Source organism: Paenibacillus sp. J45TS6, assembly GCF_018403285.1.
Lineage (GTDB): Bacteria > Bacillota > Bacilli > Paenibacillales > Paenibacillaceae > Paenibacillus.
The window spans coordinates 1-23,774 of record NZ_BOSJ01000027.1; the positions used below are offsets into that span (position 1 = coordinate 1).

The window sequence follows — 23,774 nt, forward strand, 5'->3', positions numbered from 1 at the left end:
AGCCCACCTCAAGATGAGATTTCCCAATTAGTAAGACCCCTTGAAGACGACGAGGTAGATAGGCTGGAGGTGGAAGTGCAGCAATGCATGGAGCTGACCAGTACTAATCGGTCGAGGGCTTATCCTACAATTAAATTGCAAAGATTGTTTCGTATCTAGTTTTCAGGGAGCAATTCCTTGATATTACACATCTTTTTTGGAGAGATACCCAAGTGGCTATAAGGGGACCCTCTGCTAAGGGGTTAGACTGCGTAAGCGGTGCGAGGGTTCGAATCCCTCTCTCTCCGCCACTAAATTTCTTCTTGATTTTCTGAATCAAGTATGATAATATAGTACAAGTTGTGTGATAAATAATTATGGCGGCGTAGCTCAGCTGGCTAGAGCGTACGGTTCATACCCGTGAGGTCGGGGGTTCGATCCCCTCCGCCGCTACCATAATTCCCTGGAGATTTAGCTCAGCTGGGAGAGCATCTGCCTTACAAGCAGAGGGTCGGGGGTTCGATCCCCTCAATCTCCACCATATACGCCGGTGTAGCTCAACTGGTAGAGCAACTGACTTGTAATCAGTAGGTTGGGGGTTCAAGTCCTCTCGCCGGCACCATCTTTACTTAAATAGTTGTGGAACTGTGGTGTAGAGGCCTAACATGCCTGCCTGTCACGCAGGAGATCGCGGGTTCGAATCCCGTCAGTTCCGCCATTTAACTATTTAATATGAAGATGAGTGATTTTATAAGAAGTGAGAATCAGATTTGTTTTTCACTTTATTATTATGTAACTCAATGTATGGCTCGGTAGCTCAGTCGGTAGAGCAGAGGACTGAAAATCCTCGTGTCGGCGGTTCGATTCCGTCCCGAGCCACTTTTTATTTCGGAGGATTAGCGAAGCGGCCAAACGCATCAGACTGTAAATCTGCTCCCTTACGGGTTCGGTGGTTCGAATCCATCATCCTCCACCAGTTTTACGAGCCATTAGCTCAGTTGGTAGAGCACCTGACTTTTAATCAGGGTGTCGAAGGTTCGAGCCCTTCATGGCTCATACGAAAGTCACCAGTTCATACTGGTGACTTTTTTTGTTGTATATATTTTCTGAATACTCTATAAGAACAAGAAGATAAACTTATGAATGGCATCCTTAGTTCATTTAAATAACCTTTATAGTAGATGAATTTTATCAGTAGATACATAAAGATTTGGTAGAGGTATACTTCCTGTATTATACTATTTTTGTTGGGTTGGTATGAGTGTAAGAAATAGAAGGCATTAGAGTAGACAATAAAGTCGTAAAGTGGTGGTCATCGTGGCGAATTATGAAGTACTGTTGCAAAAACTACAGGATATTCTTAACGTACCATTTCGAATAATTGAGGTTCCCATTAATAAACATACATTTATAAGAAATGATGAACCCTGTCATTCTTTTGAAGAAGGGGATTCATTATATTTTTACCTAGAAGCAGGCAAAGAAGATGGAATTCAGATGCTATTATCTGCACCGTCCCAGCATGTCGAAGCATCTGAAAGAGCACTCATTGAATGGATTATTTCATCACTGCATCAAAATTCAGGTACTACTAAAATTGCGAAAAATAAAGAGGTAAACTCACTAGAACAGCTGGGAAGCTGGATTCAGGAGAGTGTCGATAAGGATAAATCCATTCCTTTCCCTGAAGATCTTAGTGTGTATGAGAAACAGTTTACCAAAGGAATGATTCCTTTTTACCTGACGTATGAGAGAGCCCATGAATCTGGAATCTCTCTTAAAGCTTTAAATAAACTACTTCAATCCTATTTTGATGGAAAGGTGCTCTTAGTACCATTAGAAGAAGATAGATGGTCTATATTAGCTGAATTAGGTTTAGTGTTGGATAATACCGATGATGATATGGACCAAGTGGTTCTGCAGCAAAAAATGCAGCTTTCCATTGAAGAAGAGCTTGCTGCCTTTACGGATGGTCTTCATGAGGTGATTGCAAATGAGTGGGTTGGAGTCTTTCATCTATCCGTAGCTAAACCTCTGTTCAATATTGTCTCCTTACCTCCTACGATCTCGTTTCTTAGAGAAATAACCGAACTCGGTAAAAAATTTAAAGTTGGCGAGCATGTTTATTTTCCATGGCAATTCCATTTCGAACGTTTGATCTATAGTATACCTGAGGAAGAGAGAGCGAATTACCTAAAAGGAATGAGTAACTCTTCGATCCTATTTGAGGATGAGACGATATCTACCTTAGAGACCTTCTTTCAAATGGACTGTAATGTTAGTGAAACGGCAAAACGTCTTTACATTCACCGTAATACTCTAATTTATCGCTTAGATAAGATAAAGCAAGAGACAGGTCTTGATGTACGGACCTTTAAAGATGCAGTTTTGGTTAAGTTGACTCTCTTCATGTACAAAGTGACGAAAACCTCTTAATTTTTTTGTGTGAATTGTGCATAGTCACCACTAGGCTTTCCAGGTTATTATAAGAACAGGAAATGAATTCGATTACATTGTGTTATTATATGTTTGTATTCGCTTTCATTATTAAATCGAAATGATGCTGAGGAGGCAATAATCATGGCTGGTGTACGCTTAGAACATATTTACAAACAATATCCGGGTGCAGATAAAGCGACAGTTGTTGATATTAACTTAGATATTAAAGATAAAGAATTTCTCGTTCTGGTAGGTCCGTCCGGTTGTGGTAAATCTACAACACTTCGGATGATCGCTGGCCTTGAGGAAATCTCCGATGGCAAACTATATATTGGAGATCGCGTTGTAAATGACGTAGCTCCTAAAGATCGTGATATCGCGATGGTATTCCAATCTTACGCTCTTTATCCACATATGAACGTTTATCAAAATATGGCGTTTGGTTTGAAACTTCGTAAAGTGAAAAAAGAAGAAATCGATAAGAGTGTTCGTGAAGCAGCTAGAATTCTTGATATCGAACATTTGCTGGATCGTAAACCAAAAGCTCTTTCCGGTGGTCAACGTCAGCGTGTAGCTTTGGGACGTGCTATCGTTCGTAACCCACAAGTTTTCTTGATGGATGAGCCGCTCTCTAACTTGGATGCGAAACTTCGTGGACAAATGCGTGCGGAAATTACTAAGCTCGCTAAACGTCTTGAAACGACTGTTATCTATGTAACGCATGACCAAATCGAAGCTATGACGATGGGTGACCGTATCGTAGTAATGAAAGACGGATATATTCAACAAGCAGCTTCACCGGAAGAACTATACAATCATCCTACAAACTTGTTTGTAGCTGGTTTCATTGGATCACCTACAATGAACTTTATCACTGGTAAATTGACGCAACAAGGTGAAAGCCTTCGCTTTGCGGCAGCTGGTCTAGATGTAGAAATTCCACAAGGTAAAGCACAAATTCTTAAAAACAAAGGTTATGCTGGCAAAGAAGTGATTTTGGGTGTACGTCCAGAAGATATTCATGAAGAGCCGGTATTCTTGGAAGCTTCTCCACACACTGCTTTCACAGCTAAAGTAGATGTTAGTGAGAACCTTGGTCACGAATTGCTCTTGTACCTGAGCGGTGTAGGTAATGATGTAACGATCGCACGTGTTGATGGACGTTCGAATACTCGCGATGGAAACACCGTTAAAATGGCAATCGATATGAACAAAGTTCATATCTTTGATAAAGAAACAGAAGCAAACGTACTTGTTCTAGATTAATACGAGTATAATGCACCAATAAAAGGGGTTGTCAGGCTTTTCTAAAGCCAGGCAGCCCCTTTTCAACTTCATAGGTACTACCTGTAAGGTAGACCTTACCGAACATTGCAATCGACTTCATTTTCCGATACGATGAGTACAATGACAATCAGGTTAATATAGATAGAGAACTGTACATAATAGTGGCAACACTTTCTCTTAGAATCCGCGTTATATTTGCCGTACCGAAAGGAAGATACAATATGGCTAAAAAAGTAAAAGTATCCCAACTTGTTAATGAATTTCAAATGGAAGTTGTCTCTGGTGAAAATGGTTTGAAAAGACCAATCACTGTAGATGATTTGAACAGACCTGGCCTGGAGATGGCAGGATATTTTGAATATTACCCATCAGAACGGGTACAGTTGCTAGGAAGAACTGAACTCGCTTTTGTTAAGATGTTGCCCGAGAAAGAACGTCGGGAACGCATGGAAGGTTTGTGTCACGAAGAAACACCTTGTATTGTTGTCACTCGTGGACTCGATGTTCCTCAAGAATTAATTGATATCAGTAACGAGAGAGATCTCCCTGTACTGCGTAGTACGATGGCGACGACAATTCTATCAAGCCGTATTACTGGGTTCCTCGAAGGGAAATTGGCTCCAACAACTACGATTCATGGCGTTCTTTGCGACGTATATGGTATCGGTCTATTAATTACGGGAAGCAGTGGAATTGGTAAAAGTGAGGCTGCTTTGGAGCTTGTTAAGCGTGGCCACCGTCTTGTTGCCGATGATGCGGTAGAGATTAGTCAAACATCAGACAATCAATTACACGGGACAGCACCAGAACTCATTCGTCATCTGCTCGAAATCCGAGGTGTCGGAATTATTAATGTTATGACCCTATTTGGAGTAGGTGCCATCCGTAATCATAAAAGAATTACACTCGTTGTCCGCCTAGAAGCTTGGCAACAGGATAAGCAATATGACCGTCTTGGTCTTGATGAAGAGACGACTCGAATTATTGATACAGATGTTCCACTCGTTACCATTCCGGTACGTCCAGGTCGTAACCTTGGGGTTATCATTGAAGTGGCAGCGATGAATTTCCGTCTGAAGCGGATGGGTGTGAATGCTGCGCTGCAATTTACGAATAAGCTGACGGCTACTATTGCTGAAGATAACGATGATATGGACTAAAGCTTTAAGTTAAACTGAGGAACGTAAACAGAGTCTAATCTTTTAATAGAGGATGTAACAAACTAGCTTTGGTTATATTATCAACGAAACAGGGAGTGGGTAGATGGGTACCTTATTACTTGATCCGATTGCATTTTCTATCGGTTCGCTCAGTGTCCATTGGTATGGACTAATCTTGGGGTCTGCAGCCATCGTCGGTCTGCTGCTCGCAATACAGGAGGGGAAACGTTTTGGAATCCCCTCTGATTTTTTCATGGATTTATTGCTTCTCGGTGTTCCTTCTGCTATTATCGGAGCACGAATTTACTATGTAGCATTCACGTGGGATGACTATAAGGATAACTTCTGGGATGTATTTAAAATCTGGAATGGTGGTATTGCCATTTACGGAGCACTAATTGGTGCTATTATCTGTGCTTTTTTCTATTTTAGGCATAAAGGTTATAATTTCTGGCGTATTGTGGATATTTGTGCGCCCTCTCTTATTATTGGACAGGCGATTGGTCGCTGGGGGAACTTCGTCAATCAGGAAGCATACGGCGGACCTGTAGAAGAGTCTTTCCTTAGAAATACACTGCATCTACCCGACTTTATTGTGAACCAAATGAATGTTCAGGGTACTTTTCATCACCCAACATTTTTATATGAATCTCTCTGGAATATCGTAGGACTTATTTTACTTCTCGTTTTACGTCGTCAAAAATTCATGCGTGCAGGGGAGTTATTCCTGTCCTATTTCATATGGTATTCCATCGGTCGCTTTTTTATCGAAGCACTGCGTACAGATAGTCTCGGATTCCAAGGGCCAGAGTGGCTTGCGTCCATCGTAAATACTTTATGGTCCCCTATGACAGCTATGGGCTTTGAACTGGGGTATTTAGACCCTGCTTATGGAAATCTCCGTATATCACAAGTTTTATCAATCTTAATTATTATAGTCGCTATCATCCTCATTGTAGTAAGGCGCATAACAGGCGCTTCAAAAGAACGTTATATGGACCCGATTGTATCCAGTAAGACTCCTACAGATGGTGGTAGTGACAACGTTTCAGAACTAGAACGAAAAAAAGATCGCAGAGATGAGTCATCTTCTATCGGTTCTGGTACTGATCAGAAAAAGGAGTAATAAAGGAGCAATAGTTAAATGATTAAAACGGTTTTATTTGATTTAGATGGCACGATTATCGACACGAATGAGCTGATTATCAGTTCTTTTATCCATGTTTTAAATGAGCTCGGTCCGGGCGCACTCTCTAGAGAAGAAATTATTCCTCATATGGGAGGCACACTTGAGCAGCAAATGCAGGCATTTACCGGCAAACCTGATGTAGCAGAATATGTTACAGGATACCGTGCCTACAACTCCGTTCATCATGATGATATGGTAAAGCCTTTTCCGGGTGTGATGGATGTAGTGAAGAAACTTCACGAGCAAGGGATTCGTATGGGTGTAGTTACGACAAAAATACGACCAAGCACACTTCGAGTATTGGAACAGTTCGACCTTCTGAAATATATGGAGACCATCGTAACTGTATCGGATGTAACTCATCCAAAGCCGCATCCAGAACCGGTTCTTACTGCGGTAGAGCAGCTTCAGGTGAATCCATCGGAGACGCTAATGGTAGGAGATAGTCCAGTGGACATTCAGTCCGCCAAAGCAGCCGGCGTTAAGGCAGCAGGTGTAGCCTGGTCTCTAAAAGGGGAAGCAAAGCTTAGAGAGTATGACCCTGATTATATTTTACATGATATGCATGACATTCTTACTCTGACCAAGAAGGAGTAGTAAATACTGTGAGGAAGCTGGAACGTTATCCCGTTGAAGAGCAGAATGCACTATGGCATATATATCGAACGGTCAGTCCTTTTAAAGGGGTTCGTAACTTCGTTTGGGTGCAGCTAGCAAGATATTGTCCCATCTTACCTTTGAAAAACTGGATTTACAAAAGCCGTCTTCGCATGGAAGTAGGAGATCATACGGCATTTGCACTGATGGTGATGGTTGATGTGTTTTTCCCAGAACGAATCCATGTTGGAACGAATTCGGTTATAGGGTATAATACAACGATTCTGGCGCATGAGTATCTCATTCATGAGTATCGACTGGGTGATGTATGGATTGGCGATAACGTCCTAATTGGTGCGAACACGACGATTTTGCCTGGAATAACCATTGGGGACGGAGCAGTTGTAGCCGCAGGTTCTGTTGTTCATAAAAATGTGGCTGCAGGGGCTTTTGTCGGGGGTAATCCTTTGAGAGAACTCGGTTCTCAACGAGAAAGTGGAAGCAATACATTACACTAAGAGTTCTTCTTTACATCCAAAAAGAATAGAAATCATGGAAGACCGCTAATAGAGCGGTCTTTTTTTGTTATATAACCCTTTTATTCAAATCAATGGGTGTAAATACAGGAGTTTAGAAGAAGACAAAGAATTGACGATAAAAGGGAAAGCATGGTAAGATACCGAATAATACTTTAATTTGTTAGATTGGTAGCACTTTAATGCAATAAAGATTGTGGATGCTAAATCCGGTGTGAAAGTTAGGAACTATAGATGCAGAGGTGAACAGAAATGACCAAACCAAAAGGTTTTGAAAAGCCAGCCGGTGTACGTGATTACCTTCCTCATGTCGTAGATAAGCTGAGACGGATTGAACATAAAGTACTGGAATGTATGAGTAGCTGGGGATATCGTCAAATTATTACCCCTTCAATGGAATATTACGATACCGTAGGCGTAGCCAGCTCAACGTCTGATCGGAAACTGTTTAAGTTGTTAAACAACCGGGGAACGACACTTGTACTCCGTTCGGATATGACAGCACCGATTGCGAGAGTAGTCTCTTCTATGCTAAAGGACGAGAAGTTGCCTTTACGGCTTTCATACCATGCGAATGTATTTCGTGCCATTGAAGAAGAAGCAGGACGTGAAGCAGAGTTCTTTCAAACAGGTGTCGAACTGGTCGGTGATGATTCTCCAGAAGCAGACGCTGAGGTTGTAGCTCTAGCTATCAGTTCGCTTCAGGCAGCCGGAGTTGCGTCTTTTAAAATAGCGATGGGTCATGTTGGTTTCTTGAACGGATTACTCGGTGAGATTATTCCAGAAGAAGTAGATTTACAAGAAGAATTAAAAGCCGTACTACTTAAGCGTGACTATGTAGGTTACCGTGAGAAAATAGAAGGTTTGTCCTTGTCGTCAGAGCAAAAAGAACGACTTGAGTCTATTTTACGTCTGCGGGGCGGAAAAGAAATAGGTGAGCGTGCTGAATCATTGATCTCAAGTGAAGAAGCACGAAATTCAGTGCAACATCTATGCGCGGTGTGGGAAGTACTCGAAGCTTATGGAGTATCAGAACATGTACTGATCGATTTAACGATGCTTGGCGATTTTTCATACTACACAGGAATGACGTTTGAGGGTTATGCATCAGAACTTGGATTCCCGGTATGCAGCGGAGGCAGGTATGACAAGTTGCTGAAACAGTTCGGTAAAGACATCCCCGCGACGGGTTTTGCAATAAAGACAAACCGCATCATTGATGGAGTGCAAGGAATTCGAGCAGAGCAGCCGCTTCCTGTACTTATTGAATATACGAAGGAACACCGAGTAGAAGCTTTGTCTCAAGCATTGCAGCTTCGAACGGAAGGTCGGACCGTAGTAACCAGACTCATGCAAAGAGTAGAGGATCGTTATCACCAGGGCGTGGATACAAATGAGCAGGGGAATAACTGCGCAGTGTCTACCCTCCAAGGAAAGTATGAAAAAGTGTACACATACAGCAGTCCAATATAGGTTATGTAACATCAAATAAGAAAGGAGCAAGGCATATGAGTGAGATTTTGAAAGTAGCGATGCCCAAAGGGCGAATCTATAAAAAAGCGTCTCAATTATTCCGCGCAGCAGGCATATACATTCCCGAGGACATTGATGATACAAGAAAGCTCGTCATTCCTATTCCAGAAGCGTCCTTAGAGTTCATTATGGCGAAGCCGGTTGATGTTCCTACGTACGTAGAATACGGAGCAGCTGATATCGGGATTGTGGGTAAAGATGTGCTTCTGGAAGAAAATCGCGACGTATACGAACTGCTCGATCTTGGTATCGCCAGATGCCGTATGTCTGTCATCGGGTTACCTGATTGGGAGCCGGGCATCAGGCAGAGAGTAGCGACGAAATATCCGAATGTGGCTTCGCAATATTTTCGTGAGCAGGGGCAACAAGTAGAAGTTATAAAACTAAATGGATCGATTGAACTTGCACCGCTAATTGGCCTAGCCGATCGAATTGTGGATATGGTAGAGACAGGGCAGACGTTAAAAGAGAACGGTCTTATTGAACTTGATAGCATGTTTGATATTACAAGTCGTTTGATTGCGAACCGAGTTAGTTATCGTATGAAAAACGATCAAATTCAAGGGATTTGTGATTCGTTGCAACAAGTCATTAATGTAGCAGCTAGGTAACGATACTCATTTGCCGAGGGCAGGAATGCAGGTCCATAGAGGCTAAAGCTAATAATGAAGATGATGGATAAACAGAATGATTAGAATCGAATTATTTTAGATAAAGGCCATGATAACGGAATGTAATGGGGTTTTTAGCACCTATGAAGGTGCATTTCTGCTCGTTGAAGACATTATTCAAAGATAGGGAGTGGAGTGAGATGAAAATTGTAGCAGCTCAGGATTTTCGTCTGGATCGGAATGTGGATTATGGAACAAACGAACAGAATGAATCGGTCCGTCAAATCGTTTCCACTGTTCGTAACGAAGGGGATTCCGCAGTACTCAGGTATACCGCAGAGCATGACCGCGTAGTCCTTACTCCAGAAAAGCTCAGAGTAACGAGGGAAGAAATGATGGCAGCCTATGATAAGGTAGATCACGCTTTTGTATCTCATATTCGCGAAGCTGCTAACAATATCCGTAGATTTCACGAAAAACAAAAACGGAATTCATGGATGGATTTTGAACCCGATGGAAGCCTGCTCGGACAAATCATTAGACCGCTTGATCGGGTCGGGGTCTATGTACCTGGTGGGAAAGCAGCCTATCCCTCCTCAGTACTCATGAATGTTATTCCAGCACAGGTAGCGGGTGTGGAAGAGATTGTTATGGTTACACCGCCGGCTACAAGCGGCGGTGAAGGGATTAATCCGTACATTCTCGTGGCTGCTGCGGAGGCAGGCGTGAGCGAGATGTACCGGGTTGGCGGCGCTCAAGCTATAGCGGCGCTGGCTTACGGCACAGAAAGTATTCGCAAGGTCGACAAGATATGTGGACCGGGGAATATCTATGTGGCGCTCGCGAAGCGAGAGGTATTCGGTGCCGTCGATATCGATAGTATCGCGGGACCAAGTGAGATCGTCGTGCTGGCTGATGAAACGGCAAGAGCCGAATATGTAGCAGCCGACTTATTGTCTCAAGCCGAACATGATGAGATGGCTTCTGCTATTCTTGTCACAACTTCCAAGCTGCTGGCGGAGGAAGTACAAACAGAGGTAGAAAAGCAGCTAAAGCAGCTGCCAAGGGAGAAGATAGCTCGTACTTCGATCGATCATCACGGGAGTATTATCGTTGTTAATTCCGTGCTTGAAGGAATTGAAGTGGTCAACAAGCTCGCACCGGAACACCTTGAAGTGATGGTTCAAGAGCCGATGTCCTATGTATCTTATATCCGGCATGCCGGGGCTATTTTCCTTGGGCCATACAGCTCCGAGCCTGTCGGGGATTATTTTGCAGGTCCTAACCATATCATTCCGACGAACGGAACGGCGAGATACGCATCGCCCGTGGATGTTGATGATTTCACTAAGAAATCGAGCTTGATTTACTATAGCAAGGAAGCATTTCTAGCAAATGGAGAAGCAATTATTGGGCTTGCTCGTCATGAGGGATTAGAAGGGCATGCTCGGGCAATTGAAGTCCGATTAAACCAAGAAAAACAAGGTGAGAGCATCTAAAAATGCGATATCTAATAGAGTCATTAGCTCAGTAAGTCAAACAGTAAGGCAATTAATAAGACGAACCAATATAGAAGAGTAATCGAAGGGTGGAGAACCAGATGGGAAATGGTGAACAGCAATTTCTTGGTGACGGACGCGGGGCAGAAGTTAGCCGGAGAACCAATGAAACGGATATTCAGCTTAGTTTTGGTGTAGATGGAAGCGGTCGTTCTGAGCTCAAGACAGACGTTCCTTTTCTAAATCACATGCTTGATCTGTTTACGAAACATGGACAATTCGATCTTCAGGTAAAGGCGAAAGGTGACATAGAAATTGATGATCATCACACGGTTGAGGATATCGGAATCTGTCTTGGTCAGACACTTCGTGAAGCTTTGGGCGACAAAAAAGGGATCAAACGTTATGCAAGTGTATTTGTTCCTATGGATGAAGCATTGGCACAAGTAGTCATTGATATCAGCAACCGGCCTCACTTTGAATATCGGGCTGATTATCCGTCCCAGCAGGTAGGAAGCTTCTCGACGGAACTTGTTCAAGAGTTCTTGTGGAAATTCGCACTGGAAGCGCGTGTTACGCTGCACGTGATTGTTCACTACGGACAAAACACACACCATATGATCGAGGCTATTTTTAAGGCGCTTGGCAGAGCACTTGATGAAGCAACACTCGTTGACCCACGTGTTACGGGAGTTCCATCTACGAAGGGAGTGCTGTAGTCTATGACCATTGCCATTGTCGACTATGGGATGGGAAATCTTCATAGTGTAAGCAAGGCGATCGAACGGCTTGGCTATGAGGCACAAGTAACGAGTAACAAAGAAGAAATTATGGGAGCGTCGGGTGTGGTGTTACCGGGGGTAGGAGCTTATGGGGATGCTATGCAGCACCTTAGGGAAACTGGGCTTGATAAAGTGATGCGAGAGGTTCAGGAGAAAGAAATTCCGCTCCTTGGCATATGTCTTGGCATGCAGCTGCTTTTTAGCAGCAGTGAGGAACATGGCCAGCATGAAGGGCTGAATATTATACCTGGACGGGTGGTTAGGTTTGAAGACCGTTCCTCATACAAAGTGCCGCATATGGGTTGGAATGAGCTTCAGTTCATACAGCGAGAGAATCCACTGTTTCAGGATCTGATGGAAGGTCACGTCTATTTTGTGCATTCATATCATGTCGAACCTGAGAATGATGAGGACCTGCTTGCGGTAACGGATTATGGCTTTCCTGTTACAGCGATTGCCGGTAGAGGTTCAGTTTATGGAATGCAATTTCATCCAGAGAAGAGCGGAGAGCTCGGTATGCAGCTTCTGAAGAACTTTTTGAAACTAGCGGAGTCTAGTAGTTAATCTGGAACATTTATAAGGGGGCCTATGTGATGACAGCATTCATGATTTACCCGGCAATTGATATTAGAGGCGGAAAATGTGTACGCCTTGTTCAGGGAGATTACAACCAGGAAACGGTGTATCATGACAGTCCTGTAGAGGCAGCAAAAGCTTGGGAAGATCAAGGGGGATCGTTCATCCATTTAGTGGATCTCGACGGAGCCAAAGCAGGGTCGCCGGTTAACATCGAAGTCATCGGACAGATTGCATCAACGGTTCAAGTGCCTGTTCAGGTAGGCGGGGGAATTCGCAGGATAGAGGATGTTAAGAAACTGCTCGATCTGGGCGTTGCAAGACTCATTCTAGGTACAGCAGCTATTGAGGATCGGCAGTTTACGGAGCAAGTGCTTGGTACATATGGTGATAAAGTAGCCATTGGTATCGATGCGAGAAATGGTTATGTGGCAACGCGTGGCTGGCTCGAAACATCAGAAGTGAAAGCAGAGATCCTTGCAAAAGAACTTGCCCTTTATGGAGCACAGACTTTTATTTTCACGGATATTTCGAGAGACGGCATGATGCAAGGTCCTAATGTGGAGGCTATTGTTGCTCTAGCGGCGGCTAGCGGACAAAAGGTCATTGCTTCTGGCGGTGTAAGCACGATGGAGGATCTTGTAAAACTGCACAGACACCGGGAAGACGGTGTAAGCGGAGCAATTATCGGTAAAGCATTATACACAGGAGCGATTGACCTAAGACAGGCGGTTGAAACGGTAGAGAATAGTGGCGTTACTGATTTGAAATAAATTCAAGTCGCGGCTAAATAAAGTCTTTGCTAGAAAGTAAAGAAAATAAGCTGAGAAGAGGTCGGATGATGCTAGCTAAACGAATTATTCCTTGCCTGGATGTAAAGGACGGCAGAGTGGTCAAAGGTGTGAATTTCGTAAATCTGCGCGATGCGGGAGATCCCGTAGAGCTGGCTGCCTTGTATGATCGTGAAGGTGCAGACGAGATCGTGTTTCTTGATATATCAGCATCTGTAGAAGGACGACAGACAATGGTAGAAGTTGTACGTCAGACGGCTGGTGAGATTGCAATCCCTTTTACGGTAGGCGGGGGCATTAAGCATGTTGATGATATGAAGACAATCCTTCGTGCAGGTGCCGATAAAATCGGAATCAATACCGCGGCTGTTCTGAATCCATCTTTAATTAAGGAAGGTGCGCTCAGGTTTGGCTCGCAATGCATCGTGCTTGCTGTAGATGCCAAATGGAATGATGAATTTGGTGAATGGGAAGTGTACACACACGGCGGCCGTAAGCCTACCGGAATTAGGACACTTGAGTGGGTGAAGCAGGCAGAGAAGCTGGGAGCAGGTGAACTGCTGCTTACAAGTATGGATGCCGATGGAACCAAGAATGGTTTTGATATTCGTCTTACGTCCGCTGTTAGTGATGCAGTAGGCATTCCCGTGATCGCTTCGGGAGGAGCAGGGAAAGAAGAAGATTTTGAGGAAGTGTTTACAGCAGGAAAAGCGGATGCAGGACTTGCTGCAACGATTTTTCACTATAAGGAAATTGCGATTCCTCATCTAAAACAACATTTGAAAGCCAAAGGAGTGGAGATTCGATGAGCAATCAATTAAAAGATCAGTTATCACTCGGACAGGTAACCGAATATATTAGGTGGAATGAGCAGGGACTTGTCCCTGCTGTGATCCAGGATGCTGATTCAAGAACGGTACTGATGCTAGCATATATGAATCAGGAATCATTAAAAAAATCATTAACCACAGGGGAGACATGGTTCTGGTCACGTTCAAGAAATGAATTGTGGCACAAAGGAGCTACCTCTGGTAACGTACAAACGATTGTCTCTGTAAAATACGACTGTGATGGGGATACCCTATTGTTTTTGGTGAAACCGAAGGGTCCAGCTTGTCATACAGGAGAAACCACTTGTTTCTATCGGGAAATCCGCGGTGTTCATACAGAGGAAGCAGAGAGTGAATCTTCTGCATATACAAGTAATCGCTTTGATGTGCTCGCAGAGCTTGAGTCGGTGATTGCAGAACGTGAAAGAGATCGCCCTGAAGGTGCATATACCACGTACCTGTTCAACAAAGGGGTAGACAAGATTCTGAAAAAAATCGGTGAGGAAGCATCCGAAACGATTATTGCAGCAAAGAATAAGGATAATGAAGAACTGAAGCTTGAGGTTAGTGACTTAATCTATCATTTATTAGTTTTGCTGCAAGAGCGTAAACTTCCTCTGGACCAAGTATTAAAAGAACTCAGTCTGCGTCACGAGCGTCCACGTCGCGACTAGTGTAAGGGAGGAATACTCATGTTAATCGATTATCATACCCATCATGCCAGATGCGGACATGCGGTAGGAGACCTGGAGTCTTATGTAAAACAGGCCATCAAGCTCGGATACAGCCAGATTGGCTTGTCTGATCATATGCCTCTGCTCCACGTTAATCCGGCTGAGTATTACTCAGAGGTGGCGATGCCTATGGAAGAGCTGCCAAGATACATCGAGGAATGTCTTTATCTAAAGGACAAGTATAAGGATGATATTGAGGTACGTGTTGGTCTCGAAGGGGACTATGTTGAAGGCTTCGAAAAAGAGATCGAACAAATTATTTCGGCCTATCCTTTTGACTATGTGATTGGATCTGTTCATTTTCTGAAAGAGTGGGATATTACGGATTACAGGCAAGTCTATCACTGGGAAAACAAAGATGTGCTTGAAGTATATCGAACCTATTACGATGCTGTTCAAAAAGCCGCAAAGAGCGGTTTTTATGATTTTCTCGGACACATTGATGCAATTAAACGATTTACATATGAGCCTAAGCAGGCAGAGCGGGATGCTTGGTATGCGCTAGAACGCGAAACCCTAGAGGTGATTGCTGACTGCGGGATTCCAATTGAGCTGAATGCCTCAGGCTTATCTAAGCCGTGTGCGGAAATGTTCCCTAGTGAGCGAATTTTGAAGCAAGCCTATCAGCTGGGGATTCCGGTGACGGTCGGTTCGGATGCCCATGATCCGTTGAAAGTAGGAGAGAATGTAGATACTGCTAGAACGCTTTTAAAAGAGATTGGGTATACCGAACTTGCTACCTTTAAAGAGAGAAAGCGCTTTATGGTTTCGTTGTAATCTGTAACAAGCGTAGTATAATAAAGGAAAAACATCCTGTTTTTATATATACTACACTCTATGATTCGTTGTGAGCCGAGTACTTTCGGGAATGCTAGTGTTAAAAATAAGTTCTTCAGGAGGCATGTATGCAGCACTCTCTCCGTATTTTTTCGGGATCATCCAATCCTCAGCTGGTACAAAATATATGCCAGAAGTTAGGGGTAGAGCAGGGTAAAATCAAAATATCCCGCTTCAAGAGCGGGGAGATTTACGTGCACTATGAGGAAACGATTCGTAATTGTGATGTTTTTCTTGTGCAATCTCTATCAAGACCGATCAATGAGTTACTAGTTGAACTGCTTGTCATGATTGATGCAGCTAAACGTGCGTCTGCCCGAACAGTCAATATCATCCTGCCTTATTACGGTTATGCGAGACAGGAGAGAAAGTCTGCTCCAAGGGAGCCGATTTCAGCAAAACTGCTGGCTGATGTACTCACCACAGCAGGGGCAAACCGGATTGTAACCATTGATCTTCATGCGGCAGCAATTCAGGGTTTCTTTAATATTCCGGTTGACCATCTTACTGCGCTGGACTTAATTAGTGATTATCTTAAAAGCAAAAACATCGATAAACCTGTCATTGTATCGCCTGATGCGGGAAGAGCATCGATGGCAGAGAAATTGGCAAGCAGGCTCGATTCTCCATTTGCTATCATGATTAAGAAACGTCCAGCTCATAATGAGTCTGTCATTACTCACGTGATCGGGGATGTCGATGGCAGAACCCCTATTATTATTGAAGATTTAATTGATACAGGAACGACGATTGTTAACGTAGTTGAAGGGCTCAAAGAGAGAAATGCATATCCAGCAATTGTTTGCGCGACACATGGGCTTTTTTCAGGATCGGCATTGGAAAAACTCTCTCATCCTCATATTGAGGAAGTGATTGTTACGGATTCTATTGAGCTGCCTCCGTCGGGTCCACCTTGTTTTACCGTCTTATCGGTTGCTCCTATGCTGGCAAGGGCAATCCGGATTATCCTGGATGGTGGTTCTATTGCTACATTATTCAAGGATGCAGGTATTTAAGGACGACGAATAGATCACTCAGCAAGGTTCTTCAGCGAAGAGCCTTGTTTGCGTTTGGCTCGGCAGGGTTAGTAGGCTGACCGTAAAGGGTAATGAATAAGTAGGAGACACCAAGTATCACGAGAGTTTCTCATAAAATGTGTACATCTCTTTTATAGAATGGTGAAGTAAATTTTTCATCTGTTGTATAGTTCTGCAACACGAGAAGAGTCCTTCAGATTATGTTATACTGGAGAGTATGAAATCGTATGATATAAGGAGGTGCCTTGGCACGTATGAAGGGCAAACCGCAGCGGACTGATCGCTCTCTTGTCAATGTTGTACCGATTCAACTGGACGCTTCTTTTTTCTTTGAAAGAGCTGTCCGCTCGCTGGATCGCAATCATTATGACAAGGCATTAAAATATTTTAGTAAAGCAGCTGAATATGAACCGGAGAATCCGGTCAATCATTGTAATGTGGCAGGCATCCTGTCTGAGATGGGGGATTATGCCCGCTCTAATGAAATTTTGAACCATGTGCTCACTGAAGTTGATCCCTCCATGATGGAGTGTTATTTCTATATGGCGAATAACTACGCGAACATGGAACAGTTTGAAGCCGCAGAAGAAGCGATTGTTACTTATTTGGAAGAGGATGAACAAGGACAGTTTCTGGATGAGGCGGAAGAGATGTTAGATCTTCTGTTCTTTGAACTGGGCCGGAAGGCTCCTGTGAGACGAATTAAAGCTAGAGAAGGTATCGCAGAGCATGATTATGCTCGCAGCTTGCTGGAGGAAGGAAAGTTTGCTCAGGCAGCAGAAATGCTGGAGAGTATTACAAAAGATCAGCCTGATTTCACAGCTGCACGCAATAATCTCGCCTTAGCCTATTACTATATGGGAAGATTCGCAAAAGCGAAGGATACCATCTTTGATTTGTTAGCAATGGAGCCGGGCAATCTGCACGGTCTATGCAATCTTGCTATTTTCTATCAGAATGAAGGAAATAAAGAACAGGTAGAGGCACTTATCAAACAGCTGCAGACTCTAGTTCCTTTCGAGCAAGAGCATGTCTTTAAACTAGGAACGACGATGGGTATTCTGGGAGAACATGAAGCAGCTTATGCTCACTTCCGCAGATTACTTAAGAATAAAGAAACGGCAAGCGATCCTTCGCTTGTTCATTATGCTGCAGTGGCAGCATGTAATACGAAGAGATATAGAGAAGCCGAGCGGCTATGGGAAATGGTGCAGGCACTCGATCCTGAATCAGAGGTCCCTAAGTTTTATATTTCTAGGCTGTCAGCACGGAAGGAAGATCAAGATTTTGGAACGGTAAGTTACCATTATCATTTGCCGTTTGAAGAACAATTCCGACTGTGGGAGAAATACGGAGCGAGTATTCCGGAAGATATCAAAAATGATCCGCTCATTCGTTCTTCTTTCTTCTGGGCGCTTCATCATGGTGATGATACGAGTAAAGCCCAAGTGATCAGTGCACTGCGTCATATTGGTGACTATGAAGTATATCAGGCCCTTACTGACTTCCTGGAACAACCAGGTGAAACTACGGAGCTCAAAGAGCTCGCTCTTTCCGTACTGCGTGAGATTGGGGAACCGGAGATGCTTTTGAAGGAGAAGAGTCAGAATAGTACTTTGCGTTCTGCGGATTCTAGTTCAGTAGGTGAAGAGTTATCCATACTGAATAAGCAAGATAATGAAGATCCAGAATCATCCCGCTACGAGCAGCTGGATGATAAACAACAAGCGGTTTTGAACAAAGTTTTGGAGAAGATGGATCAGCAACCTGATATTTTGCGCAAGGGAGTTCAGTATTTATGGGCAGACTATTTGAAGCAAGTTGCTCCTGAATTGCCATCGATCTCACTCATTGAAGGATGGTCCGCTGCACTCGAATATCTCACTGTCAAATCAGCAGGCAAGGAAGTTACCTATAAGGAAGTAGCTGGTCATTACGGCATTTCAGCTTCCACGGTGAGCAGGTACGCTAAGCAAATTGATCTAGTATGTAATTCTACACATTTGTTACAGCCCGTATTCGGGTCTTTATCGGAGAAGCTGTAGTATCAAACTTTATTTTGTAAAAGGGAGGTAACGATGTATGACTCACTATAAATCCGTTATTATCGGCACAGGTCCTGCGGGACTTACTTCTGCTATTTATCTGGCACGGGCTAACATGAATCCACTCGTTATTGAAGGTATGGAGCCAGGAGGCCAGCTTACAACAACAACAGAGGTTGAAAACTTCCCTGGATTTCCTGAAGGAATTCTAGGTCCAGAGCTCATGGACAATATGCGTAAACAAGCTGAGCGTTTTGGAGCCCAGTTCAAAAATGGCTGGGTAGACAGCATTGATCTCGCTGAGCGTCCTTTCCGCATTAAAGTAGAAGGCCAAGAGGAACTCACCGCAGATTCCGTTATTATTTCTACCGGAGCTTCTGCAAAATATTTAGGAATCCCAGGCGAAAAAGAAAATGTGGGGCGCGGTGTGAGCACATGCGCAACCTGTGACGGTTTCTTTTTCCGTAACAAAAAGATTGTTGTTGTTGGTGGCGGCGACTCCGCTATGGAGGAGGCAAACTTCTTGACCAGGTTTGCTTCTAGCGTAACCATTGTACATCGCCGCGAGCAATTGCGGGCCTCCAAAATTATGCAGGACCGTGCGAAAGAAAACGAAAAAATAAAATGGGCTTTAAATCGTTCTCCTCTCGAAGTCGTTGCTGACGATCAGGGAGTAAAGGGCCTTAAAGTTCATAATAATGAAACAGGGCAGGATGAGCTGGTGGAAGCAGACGGCGTATTTATAGCGATTGGGCATACACCAAATACAGCCTTCTTGCAAAATCAAATCACGCTGGATGCAGGTGGGTATATTGCTTGTAATCCAGGAACTACAGAGACGAATATCCCTGGTGTTTTTGCTTGTGGTGATGTGCAGGATACCAAATATCGCCAAGCTATAACAGCAGCAGGATCGGGTTGTATGGCTGCTATGGATTGTGAGAAGTACCTTGAGGGCAGCATGGCTCATGACTGGAGCGAAACATTGAACAACGAACAATAATATGAAAAGCTGGCCGGGCATAAAAGGGTGTCCGGACGGCTTTTTTGCTTACTTTGATTGGTTAAGACTTGTGAGAAATGGAAGGGTATTCGTCTTGACCGGCCCCCTTCCTTCAATTATAGTGATAACGTATGAATAAATATTACAGATGATAAAGGTGGCTTGCTAGCAATGTCTGAAAATGTCTACGTTGGTGTGGATTTAGGCGGTACGGCAATCAAAGTTGGGATCTGCAATGAGCAAGGAGCACTTCTGCATACATATGAAGGCCCGACAGAAGTGAGTAAGGGCGTTGATACTGTCATTTCAAACATCGAGAAATATGTCCGTCATATTGTGGAAGAATCACCATACAGTTGGGAGCAACTTGCAGGAGTCGGAGCAGGTGTAGCCGGATTCACTAATGTGCGAGAGGGAGTAATTGTACTCGCGCCTAACGTAGGTTTTAAAGATGTACCGATCCGTTCGATACTCGAAGATAGGCTAGGAAAGCTCGTTAAGATAGATAATGATGCGAATGTTGCGGCTCTTGGAGAAGCGTGGGCTGGTTCAGGTAACGGAGTTGAAAACTGCGTATGCTATACTCTAGGTACCGGTGTTGGCGGCGGAATTATTATTGATGGTAAGATTTATCAAGGTTTCTCAGGAATGGCTGGTGAGATTGGACACACGAATGTAGTACCGGATCTAGAAGCGATTCAATGCGGATGCGGGAAAATGGGGTGTCTGGAAACGGTTTCTTCAGCTACAGGGATTATACGTATGGCGAATGATGCGGTAGAGCGTGGAGATCATACTTCACTTCAATCCGTAGACACCATTATGGCGAAAGATGTATTTGATGCAGCGAAAGCAGGAGATGAGGTAGCACTTCGTATTGTTCATCGTGCAGCTTATTATCTTGGAAAATCACTGGCATCGGTTGCTGCCGTATTAAATCCTGAGATGTTTATCATTGGCGGAGGGGTTTCTAAAGCTGGTGATATTCTGTTTGATGAAGTGCGCAGTGTGTTTGCAAGTCTTGCGCCCGAGCCTCTTCAAAAAGGGGTAACCATTGTACCGGCAACCCTGGGAAATGATGCTGGTATTGTAGGCGCAGCTGGATTATTGATTCGTTCCTAAGATCGTACGCAACTTAAAATAACAATAATAGTAAGTCAATAGATAGACGAACTGAAATTGATAGGGGGAAAAACATGTTTGAAGGTGAAAAATCACCAGCAGGTGGAGCAACCCTTATTATCATTACAGGGATGTCAGGTGCAGGAAAGACCATTGCGGTTCAGAGTCTGGAAGATCTAGGGTTTTTCTGTGTTGATAATTTGCCTCCCGTTCTTATTCCTAAGTTTGCAGAACTTATTGTCCAATCTAATGGTAAAATTGGTAAGGTAGCACTTGTCATAGATTTACGCGGGCGAGAGTTTTTCACTGCTCTGTCTGAATCTTTGAATTATATTAAGGATCAATTTACGATTCACTGTGAAATTATGTTCCTTGATGCTCAAGACAGTGTTCTTGTGCAGCGATATAAAGAAAGCCGGCGGAGACATCCGCTTGCGCCAGAGGGAATGCCGCTTGATGGTATAAGACTGGAACGCAAAATGTTAGAAGAACTTAAGAACTCAGCTACACAGGTGCTCGATACCAGCAACATGAAGCCTGCGCAGCTAAAAGAAAAAATTATTTCAAGGTTCTCTCATTTAGAGAGCCATATGTTGTCCGTAAATGTTACTTCATTTGGTTTTAAATATGGTATTCCCATTGATGCTGATTTGGTGTTTGATGTTCGTTTTCTGCCAAATCCACATTACATTGAGCATCTACGGCCGAATACAGGGCAGAATAGTGATGTATATGAATATGTAATGAAGTGGCCGGAAACACAGGCGTTTTTAACAAAACTGCTGGATATGCTTCATTTCCTTATTCCTCAGTATCGGAAAGAAGGCAAAAGCCAGGTCATTATCGGCATTGGATGTACAGGCGGTAAGCACCGGTCCGTTGCAATTGCTGAGTATTTAGGTAAAATGCTTGGGGCAAGTGAGACTGAATCGGTTGTAGTCAGCCATAGAGATGCAGATCGTGATCGCGGAAATCACTAAATAAAGTGGAATGGATAAAGATATCGACATGAATTGAATGGATTTATCGATTTAGGGATGACACCTGCATAGGATACAACATACAATGTATGGATCGCTCATACCGCATTCGTTAGTCATCATTTTCAAAAGAGTAACGGATTGCTAACCTTGAGCAACCTCTTATAGAAGGTGAAGTGATAGAAGTGGCTGTAGAACAAATGAAACGTCCGCATCTTGTCGTTATGGGTGGCGGAACAGGGCTATCTGTCATGTTGCGGGGGTTAAAAAATAAGCCGCTTGATATCACGGCAATAGTTACGGTTGCTGACGATGGAGGAAGCTCAGGCATGCTGCGGGATGAACTGCAGATGCCTCCTCCAGGTGACATCCGTAATGTGCTCACAGCGCTTGCTGATGTAGAGCCGTTGATGTCAGAATTGCTTAATTATCGTTTTAGTGGAAATGGTGGATTATCTGGTCATAGTCTTGGAAACTTGATTCTGGCTGGAATGACAGATATAACAGGTGATTTTGTAACAGCGGTGAGAGAGATTAGCCGTGTTTTTGCTGTACGCGGGCAAGTATTGCCAGCTGCGGCGGAAGCCGTTGTGCTCCGCGCCGAGATGGAAGATGGTACGATCGTTACCGGCGAGTCCCAGATCCCAGCCTATGGCGGACGGATTAAGAGAGTTTATCTTGAACCGGACCACGTGGAGCCGTTGCCAGAGGCTATCCAGGCAATTGAACAGGCAGACGCGATTATTATTGGTCCCGGCAGCTTGTATACCAGCATTTTACCCAATCTTCTTGTTCCTAAATTGGCAGAAGCTGTTGTTTCCTCGAAGGCAGCCAAGATCTTTATTGGTAATGTGATGACACAGCCTGGTGAAACCGATGGTTATTCTGTTGGTGATCATTTGAAAGCCATTGATGCCCATATAGGACATCGAATATTTGATTACGTCATTGTCAACAATGGCGATATTCCTGAACCCGTTCAGGAAATGTATGCAGAAAAGGGTGCAAAACCAGTACAGCTTGATCTTGAAGAGATTCTGAAGTACTCGAATGAATGCATCGCAGATCGACTTGTCATGTACCGGACTTACTTACGGCATGATGCGAATAAATTAAGTCATCATATCTACACGCTAGTGCAAAACTGGATGATTCGAAAGAGGTGAGATCCTTTGTCGTTTGCGGCACAGACCAAAAAAGAATTAACTCTGATCGAAAGCGAGCCTTGTTGTGAGAAAGCAGAGTTGTCTGCACTCATTCGTATGCTTGGCTCGGTCCAGCTATCGAACAAGAAGGTTATTTTAGACGTCTCTACGGAGAATGCCGCGATTGCAAGGCGAATCTATTCTTTGCTCAAAAAGCACTTTCAGGTGCATACCGAGTTATTGGTTCGTAAAAAGATGCGGCTTAAAAAGAATAATGTATACATCGTAAGAGTTCCGGTTCGAGTGCAAGAAATTTTGAATGAATTGGAGATTGTATCAGAAGGATTTATCTTTACGCCAGGAATCAATCCGAATGCCATTCATAAGAACTGCTGTAAACGGGCGTATTTACGAGGTGCGTTTATGGCGGGAGGCTCTGTTAATAACCCGGAAGGCTCCTCTTATCACTTAGAAATTGCCTCGATGTATGAAGAGCATTGTCAGGCTCTCGTTGATCTTGCCAATGAATTTAATCTGAATGCACGCTGTATCGAGCGGAAGAAAGGGTTTATTTTCTATATTAAAGAGGGCGAAAAAATCATTGAGATGCTTAGCATTATCGGTGCACATCAGGCTTTGTTTAAATTCGAAGATGTTCGAATTATGCGTGATATGCGGAATTCGGTGAATCGAATCGTTAACTGTGAGACGGCCAATTTGAATAAAACGATTGGTGCAGCTGTGCGTCAAATTGAGAACATAAAGCTCCTTGATAAGGAAGTAGGGCTCGAAACCCTTCCTGATAAACTGCGTGAAGTAGCAGAAGTAAGACTTGCGAATCCAGATATTAATTTGAAGGAAGTTGGGGAATTACTAAAAGGAACCGTCAGTAAATCAGGCGTGAACCATAGGCTTCGCAAAATTGATGAAATGGCAGAAAAAATTAGAGTAGAAAAAGGACAACTCATATAGTGTGAGATTTATCATAAAGAAGTCTTTTTTTCTTCTAGTTTCATTCATGCTATAATGGTATAATGTTAATAATTATGTAGTATGATGTAG

At 43.6% G+C, this 23,774-nt stretch carries 22 protein-coding genes, 8 tRNA genes and 1 rRNA gene; all 31 read left to right on the top strand.

What is annotated here, in order from left to right; genetic code table 11:
* Positions 1–127, top strand: a 23S ribosomal RNA gene (locus tag KJS58_RS23145); the annotation flags it as partial.
* Positions 128–198: 71 nt separating this feature from the next.
* Positions 199–290, top strand: a tRNA-Ser gene (locus KJS58_RS23150).
* 68 nt (positions 291–358) lie between these two features.
* Positions 359–435: transfer RNA gene (locus KJS58_RS23155), tRNA-Met, on the top strand.
* 9 nt (positions 436–444) lie between these two features.
* Positions 445–520: transfer RNA gene (locus KJS58_RS23160), tRNA-Val, on the top strand.
* Between the two features lie 5 nt (positions 521–525).
* Positions 526–601, top strand: a tRNA-Thr gene (locus tag KJS58_RS23165).
* Between the two features lie 19 nt (positions 602–620).
* A tRNA-Asp gene (locus KJS58_RS23170) sits at positions 621–697 on the top strand.
* 88 nt (positions 698–785) lie between these two features.
* Positions 786–858 (top strand) — tRNA-Phe (locus KJS58_RS23175).
* Between the two features lie 11 nt (positions 859–869).
* Positions 870–955 (top strand) — tRNA-Tyr (locus KJS58_RS23180).
* Between the two features lie 7 nt (positions 956–962).
* Positions 963–1,035 (top strand) — tRNA-Lys (locus tag KJS58_RS23185).
* 261 nt (positions 1,036–1,296) lie between these two features.
* Positions 1,297–2,415, top strand: a complete 1,119-nt coding sequence (locus tag KJS58_RS23190) for a PucR family transcriptional regulator (RefSeq protein WP_213535855.1) — start codon at positions 1,297–1,299, stop codon at positions 2,413–2,415.
* 144 nt (positions 2,416–2,559) lie between these two features.
* Positions 2,560–3,684: an ABC transporter ATP-binding protein gene (locus KJS58_RS23195; protein WP_191804797.1), complete on the top strand. Its 1,125-nt coding sequence runs from the start codon at positions 2,560–2,562 to the stop codon at positions 3,682–3,684.
* Positions 3,685–3,926: 242 nt separating this feature from the next.
* The gene (gene hprK, locus KJS58_RS23200) at positions 3,927–4,865 is read left to right on the top strand and encodes an HPr(Ser) kinase/phosphatase (RefSeq protein WP_191804799.1); all 939 of its coding nucleotides are present in this window, start codon (positions 3,927–3,929) and stop codon (positions 4,863–4,865) included.
* A 103-nt stretch (positions 4,866–4,968) separates the two neighbouring features.
* A complete protein-coding gene (gene lgt, locus KJS58_RS23205) occupies positions 4,969–5,991 on the top strand; it encodes a prolipoprotein diacylglyceryl transferase (RefSeq protein ID WP_213535857.1) in 1,023 nt (340 codons plus the stop codon).
* An 18-nt stretch (positions 5,992–6,009) separates the two neighbouring features.
* A complete protein-coding gene (gene ppaX, locus KJS58_RS23210; protein WP_213535860.1) occupies positions 6,010–6,651 on the top strand; it encodes a pyrophosphatase PpaX in 642 nt (213 codons plus the stop codon).
* An 8-nt stretch (positions 6,652–6,659) separates the two neighbouring features.
* Positions 6,660–7,169 (top strand): acyltransferase, encoded by a 510-nt coding sequence (locus tag KJS58_RS23215; protein WP_191804804.1) that lies wholly within the window; start codon positions 6,660–6,662, stop codon positions 7,167–7,169.
* Between the two features lie 270 nt (positions 7,170–7,439).
* Positions 7,440–8,660, top strand: a complete 1,221-nt coding sequence (locus tag KJS58_RS23220) for an ATP phosphoribosyltransferase regulatory subunit (RefSeq protein ID WP_213535862.1) — start codon at positions 7,440–7,442, stop codon at positions 8,658–8,660.
* A 35-nt stretch (positions 8,661–8,695) separates the two neighbouring features.
* Positions 8,696–9,331: an ATP phosphoribosyltransferase gene (hisG, locus tag KJS58_RS23225; protein ID WP_213535878.1), complete on the top strand. Its 636-nt coding sequence runs from the start codon at positions 8,696–8,698 to the stop codon at positions 9,329–9,331.
* A 200-nt stretch (positions 9,332–9,531) separates the two neighbouring features.
* Positions 9,532–10,830: a histidinol dehydrogenase gene (gene hisD, locus KJS58_RS23230; protein ID WP_213535880.1), complete on the top strand. Its 1,299-nt coding sequence runs from the start codon at positions 9,532–9,534 to the stop codon at positions 10,828–10,830.
* Between the two features lie 101 nt (positions 10,831–10,931).
* The gene (gene hisB, locus KJS58_RS23235) at positions 10,932–11,549 is read left to right on the top strand and encodes an imidazoleglycerol-phosphate dehydratase HisB (protein ID WP_213535882.1); all 618 of its coding nucleotides are present in this window, start codon (positions 10,932–10,934) and stop codon (positions 11,547–11,549) included.
* 3 nt (positions 11,550–11,552) lie between these two features.
* Positions 11,553–12,176, top strand: coding sequence for an imidazole glycerol phosphate synthase subunit HisH (gene hisH / locus KJS58_RS23240; RefSeq protein ID WP_213535884.1), 624 nt, complete (start codon positions 11,553–11,555; stop codon positions 12,174–12,176).
* A gap of 29 nt (positions 12,177–12,205) precedes the next feature.
* Positions 12,206–12,961, top strand: a complete 756-nt coding sequence (gene hisA, locus KJS58_RS23245) for a 1-(5-phosphoribosyl)-5-[(5-phosphoribosylamino)methylideneamino]imidazole-4-carboxamide isomerase (protein ID WP_213535885.1) — start codon at positions 12,206–12,208, stop codon at positions 12,959–12,961.
* 68 nt (positions 12,962–13,029) lie between these two features.
* Positions 13,030–13,788, top strand: a complete 759-nt coding sequence (gene hisF / locus KJS58_RS23250; protein WP_213535887.1) for an imidazole glycerol phosphate synthase subunit HisF — start codon at positions 13,030–13,032, stop codon at positions 13,786–13,788.
* On the top strand, positions 13,785–14,483 hold the full coding sequence (gene hisIE / locus KJS58_RS23255) for a bifunctional phosphoribosyl-AMP cyclohydrolase/phosphoribosyl-ATP diphosphatase HisIE (RefSeq protein WP_213535889.1): 699 nt from the start codon (positions 13,785–13,787) through the stop codon (positions 14,481–14,483). The genes hisF and hisIE overlap by 4 nt, the downstream gene beginning before the upstream one ends.
* 18 nt (positions 14,484–14,501) lie before the next feature.
* Complete coding sequence (gene hisJ, locus KJS58_RS23260) at positions 14,502–15,320, top strand: histidinol-phosphatase HisJ (RefSeq protein ID WP_213535891.1); 819 nt, start codon at positions 14,502–14,504, stop codon at positions 15,318–15,320.
* A 128-nt stretch (positions 15,321–15,448) separates the two neighbouring features.
* On the top strand, positions 15,449–16,396 hold the full coding sequence (locus tag KJS58_RS23265) for a ribose-phosphate diphosphokinase (RefSeq protein ID WP_213535892.1): 948 nt from the start codon (positions 15,449–15,451) through the stop codon (positions 16,394–16,396).
* A gap of 275 nt (positions 16,397–16,671) precedes the next feature.
* A complete protein-coding gene (locus KJS58_RS23270) occupies positions 16,672–18,462 on the top strand; it encodes a tetratricopeptide repeat protein (RefSeq protein WP_213535945.1) in 1,791 nt (596 codons plus the stop codon).
* Between the two features lie 37 nt (positions 18,463–18,499).
* A complete protein-coding gene (gene trxB / locus KJS58_RS23275; RefSeq protein WP_213535894.1) occupies positions 18,500–19,465 on the top strand; it encodes a thioredoxin-disulfide reductase in 966 nt (321 codons plus the stop codon).
* A 171-nt stretch (positions 19,466–19,636) separates the two neighbouring features.
* Positions 19,637–20,587 carry an ROK family glucokinase gene (locus tag KJS58_RS23280; protein WP_213535896.1) on the top strand — a complete coding sequence of 317 codons (951 nt, stop codon included), beginning with the start codon at positions 19,637–19,639 and terminating at the stop codon, positions 20,585–20,587.
* Between the two features lie 74 nt (positions 20,588–20,661).
* Positions 20,662–21,567, top strand: a complete 906-nt coding sequence (gene rapZ, locus KJS58_RS23285) for an RNase adapter RapZ (protein WP_213535898.1) — start codon at positions 20,662–20,664, stop codon at positions 21,565–21,567.
* A 200-nt stretch (positions 21,568–21,767) separates the two neighbouring features.
* Positions 21,768–22,733: a gluconeogenesis factor YvcK family protein gene (locus KJS58_RS23290; protein WP_160036740.1), complete on the top strand. Its 966-nt coding sequence runs from the start codon at positions 21,768–21,770 to the stop codon at positions 22,731–22,733.
* A 6-nt stretch (positions 22,734–22,739) separates the two neighbouring features.
* Complete coding sequence (whiA, locus tag KJS58_RS23295; RefSeq protein WP_160036721.1) at positions 22,740–23,684, top strand: DNA-binding protein WhiA; 945 nt, start codon at positions 22,740–22,742, stop codon at positions 23,682–23,684.
* The last annotated feature ends 90 nt before the right edge of the window (positions 23,685–23,774 follow it).

Bases quoted from the DNA above. Each gene is read 5' to 3' on its own strand.
- KJS58_RS23270 (WP_213535945.1), top strand. From the start codon at position 16,672: ATGAAGGGCAAACCGCAGCGGACTGATCGCTCTCTTGTCAATGTTGTA.
- KJS58_RS23290 (WP_160036740.1), top strand. From the start codon at position 21,768: ATGAAACGTCCGCATCTTGTCGTTATGGGTGGCGGAACAGGGCTATCT.
- hisIE (WP_213535889.1), top strand. From the start codon at position 13,785: ATGAGCAATCAATTAAAAGATCAGTTATCACTCGGACAGGTAACCGAA.
- trxB (WP_213535894.1), top strand. From the start codon at position 18,500: ATGACTCACTATAAATCCGTTATTATCGGCACAGGTCCTGCGGGACTT.
- KJS58_RS23265 (WP_213535892.1), top strand. From the start codon at position 15,449: ATGCAGCACTCTCTCCGTATTTTTTCGGGATCATCCAATCCTCAGCTG.
- hisG (WP_213535878.1), top strand. From the start codon at position 8,696: ATGAGTGAGATTTTGAAAGTAGCGATGCCCAAAGGGCGAATCTATAAA.
- KJS58_RS23195 (WP_191804797.1), top strand. From the start codon at position 2,560: ATGGCTGGTGTACGCTTAGAACATATTTACAAACAATATCCGGGTGCA.
- ppaX (WP_213535860.1), top strand. From the start codon at position 6,010: ATGATTAAAACGGTTTTATTTGATTTAGATGGCACGATTATCGACACG.
- hisH (WP_213535884.1), top strand. From the start codon at position 11,553: ATGACCATTGCCATTGTCGACTATGGGATGGGAAATCTTCATAGTGTA.
- hisJ (WP_213535891.1), top strand. From the start codon at position 14,502: ATGTTAATCGATTATCATACCCATCATGCCAGATGCGGACATGCGGTA.
- hisD (WP_213535880.1), top strand. From the start codon at position 9,532: ATGAAAATTGTAGCAGCTCAGGATTTTCGTCTGGATCGGAATGTGGAT.
- hisB (WP_213535882.1), top strand. From the start codon at position 10,932: ATGGGAAATGGTGAACAGCAATTTCTTGGTGACGGACGCGGGGCAGAA.
- hprK (WP_191804799.1), top strand. From the start codon at position 3,927: ATGGCTAAAAAAGTAAAAGTATCCCAACTTGTTAATGAATTTCAAATG.
- KJS58_RS23280 (WP_213535896.1), top strand. From the start codon at position 19,637: ATGTCTGAAAATGTCTACGTTGGTGTGGATTTAGGCGGTACGGCAATC.
- rapZ (WP_213535898.1), top strand. From the start codon at position 20,662: ATGTTTGAAGGTGAAAAATCACCAGCAGGTGGAGCAACCCTTATTATC.
- KJS58_RS23220 (WP_213535862.1), top strand. From the start codon at position 7,440: ATGACCAAACCAAAAGGTTTTGAAAAGCCAGCCGGTGTACGTGATTAC.
- hisA (WP_213535885.1), top strand. From the start codon at position 12,206: ATGACAGCATTCATGATTTACCCGGCAATTGATATTAGAGGCGGAAAA.
- hisF (WP_213535887.1), top strand. From the start codon at position 13,030: ATGCTAGCTAAACGAATTATTCCTTGCCTGGATGTAAAGGACGGCAGA.
- lgt (WP_213535857.1), top strand. From the start codon at position 4,969: ATGGGTACCTTATTACTTGATCCGATTGCATTTTCTATCGGTTCGCTC.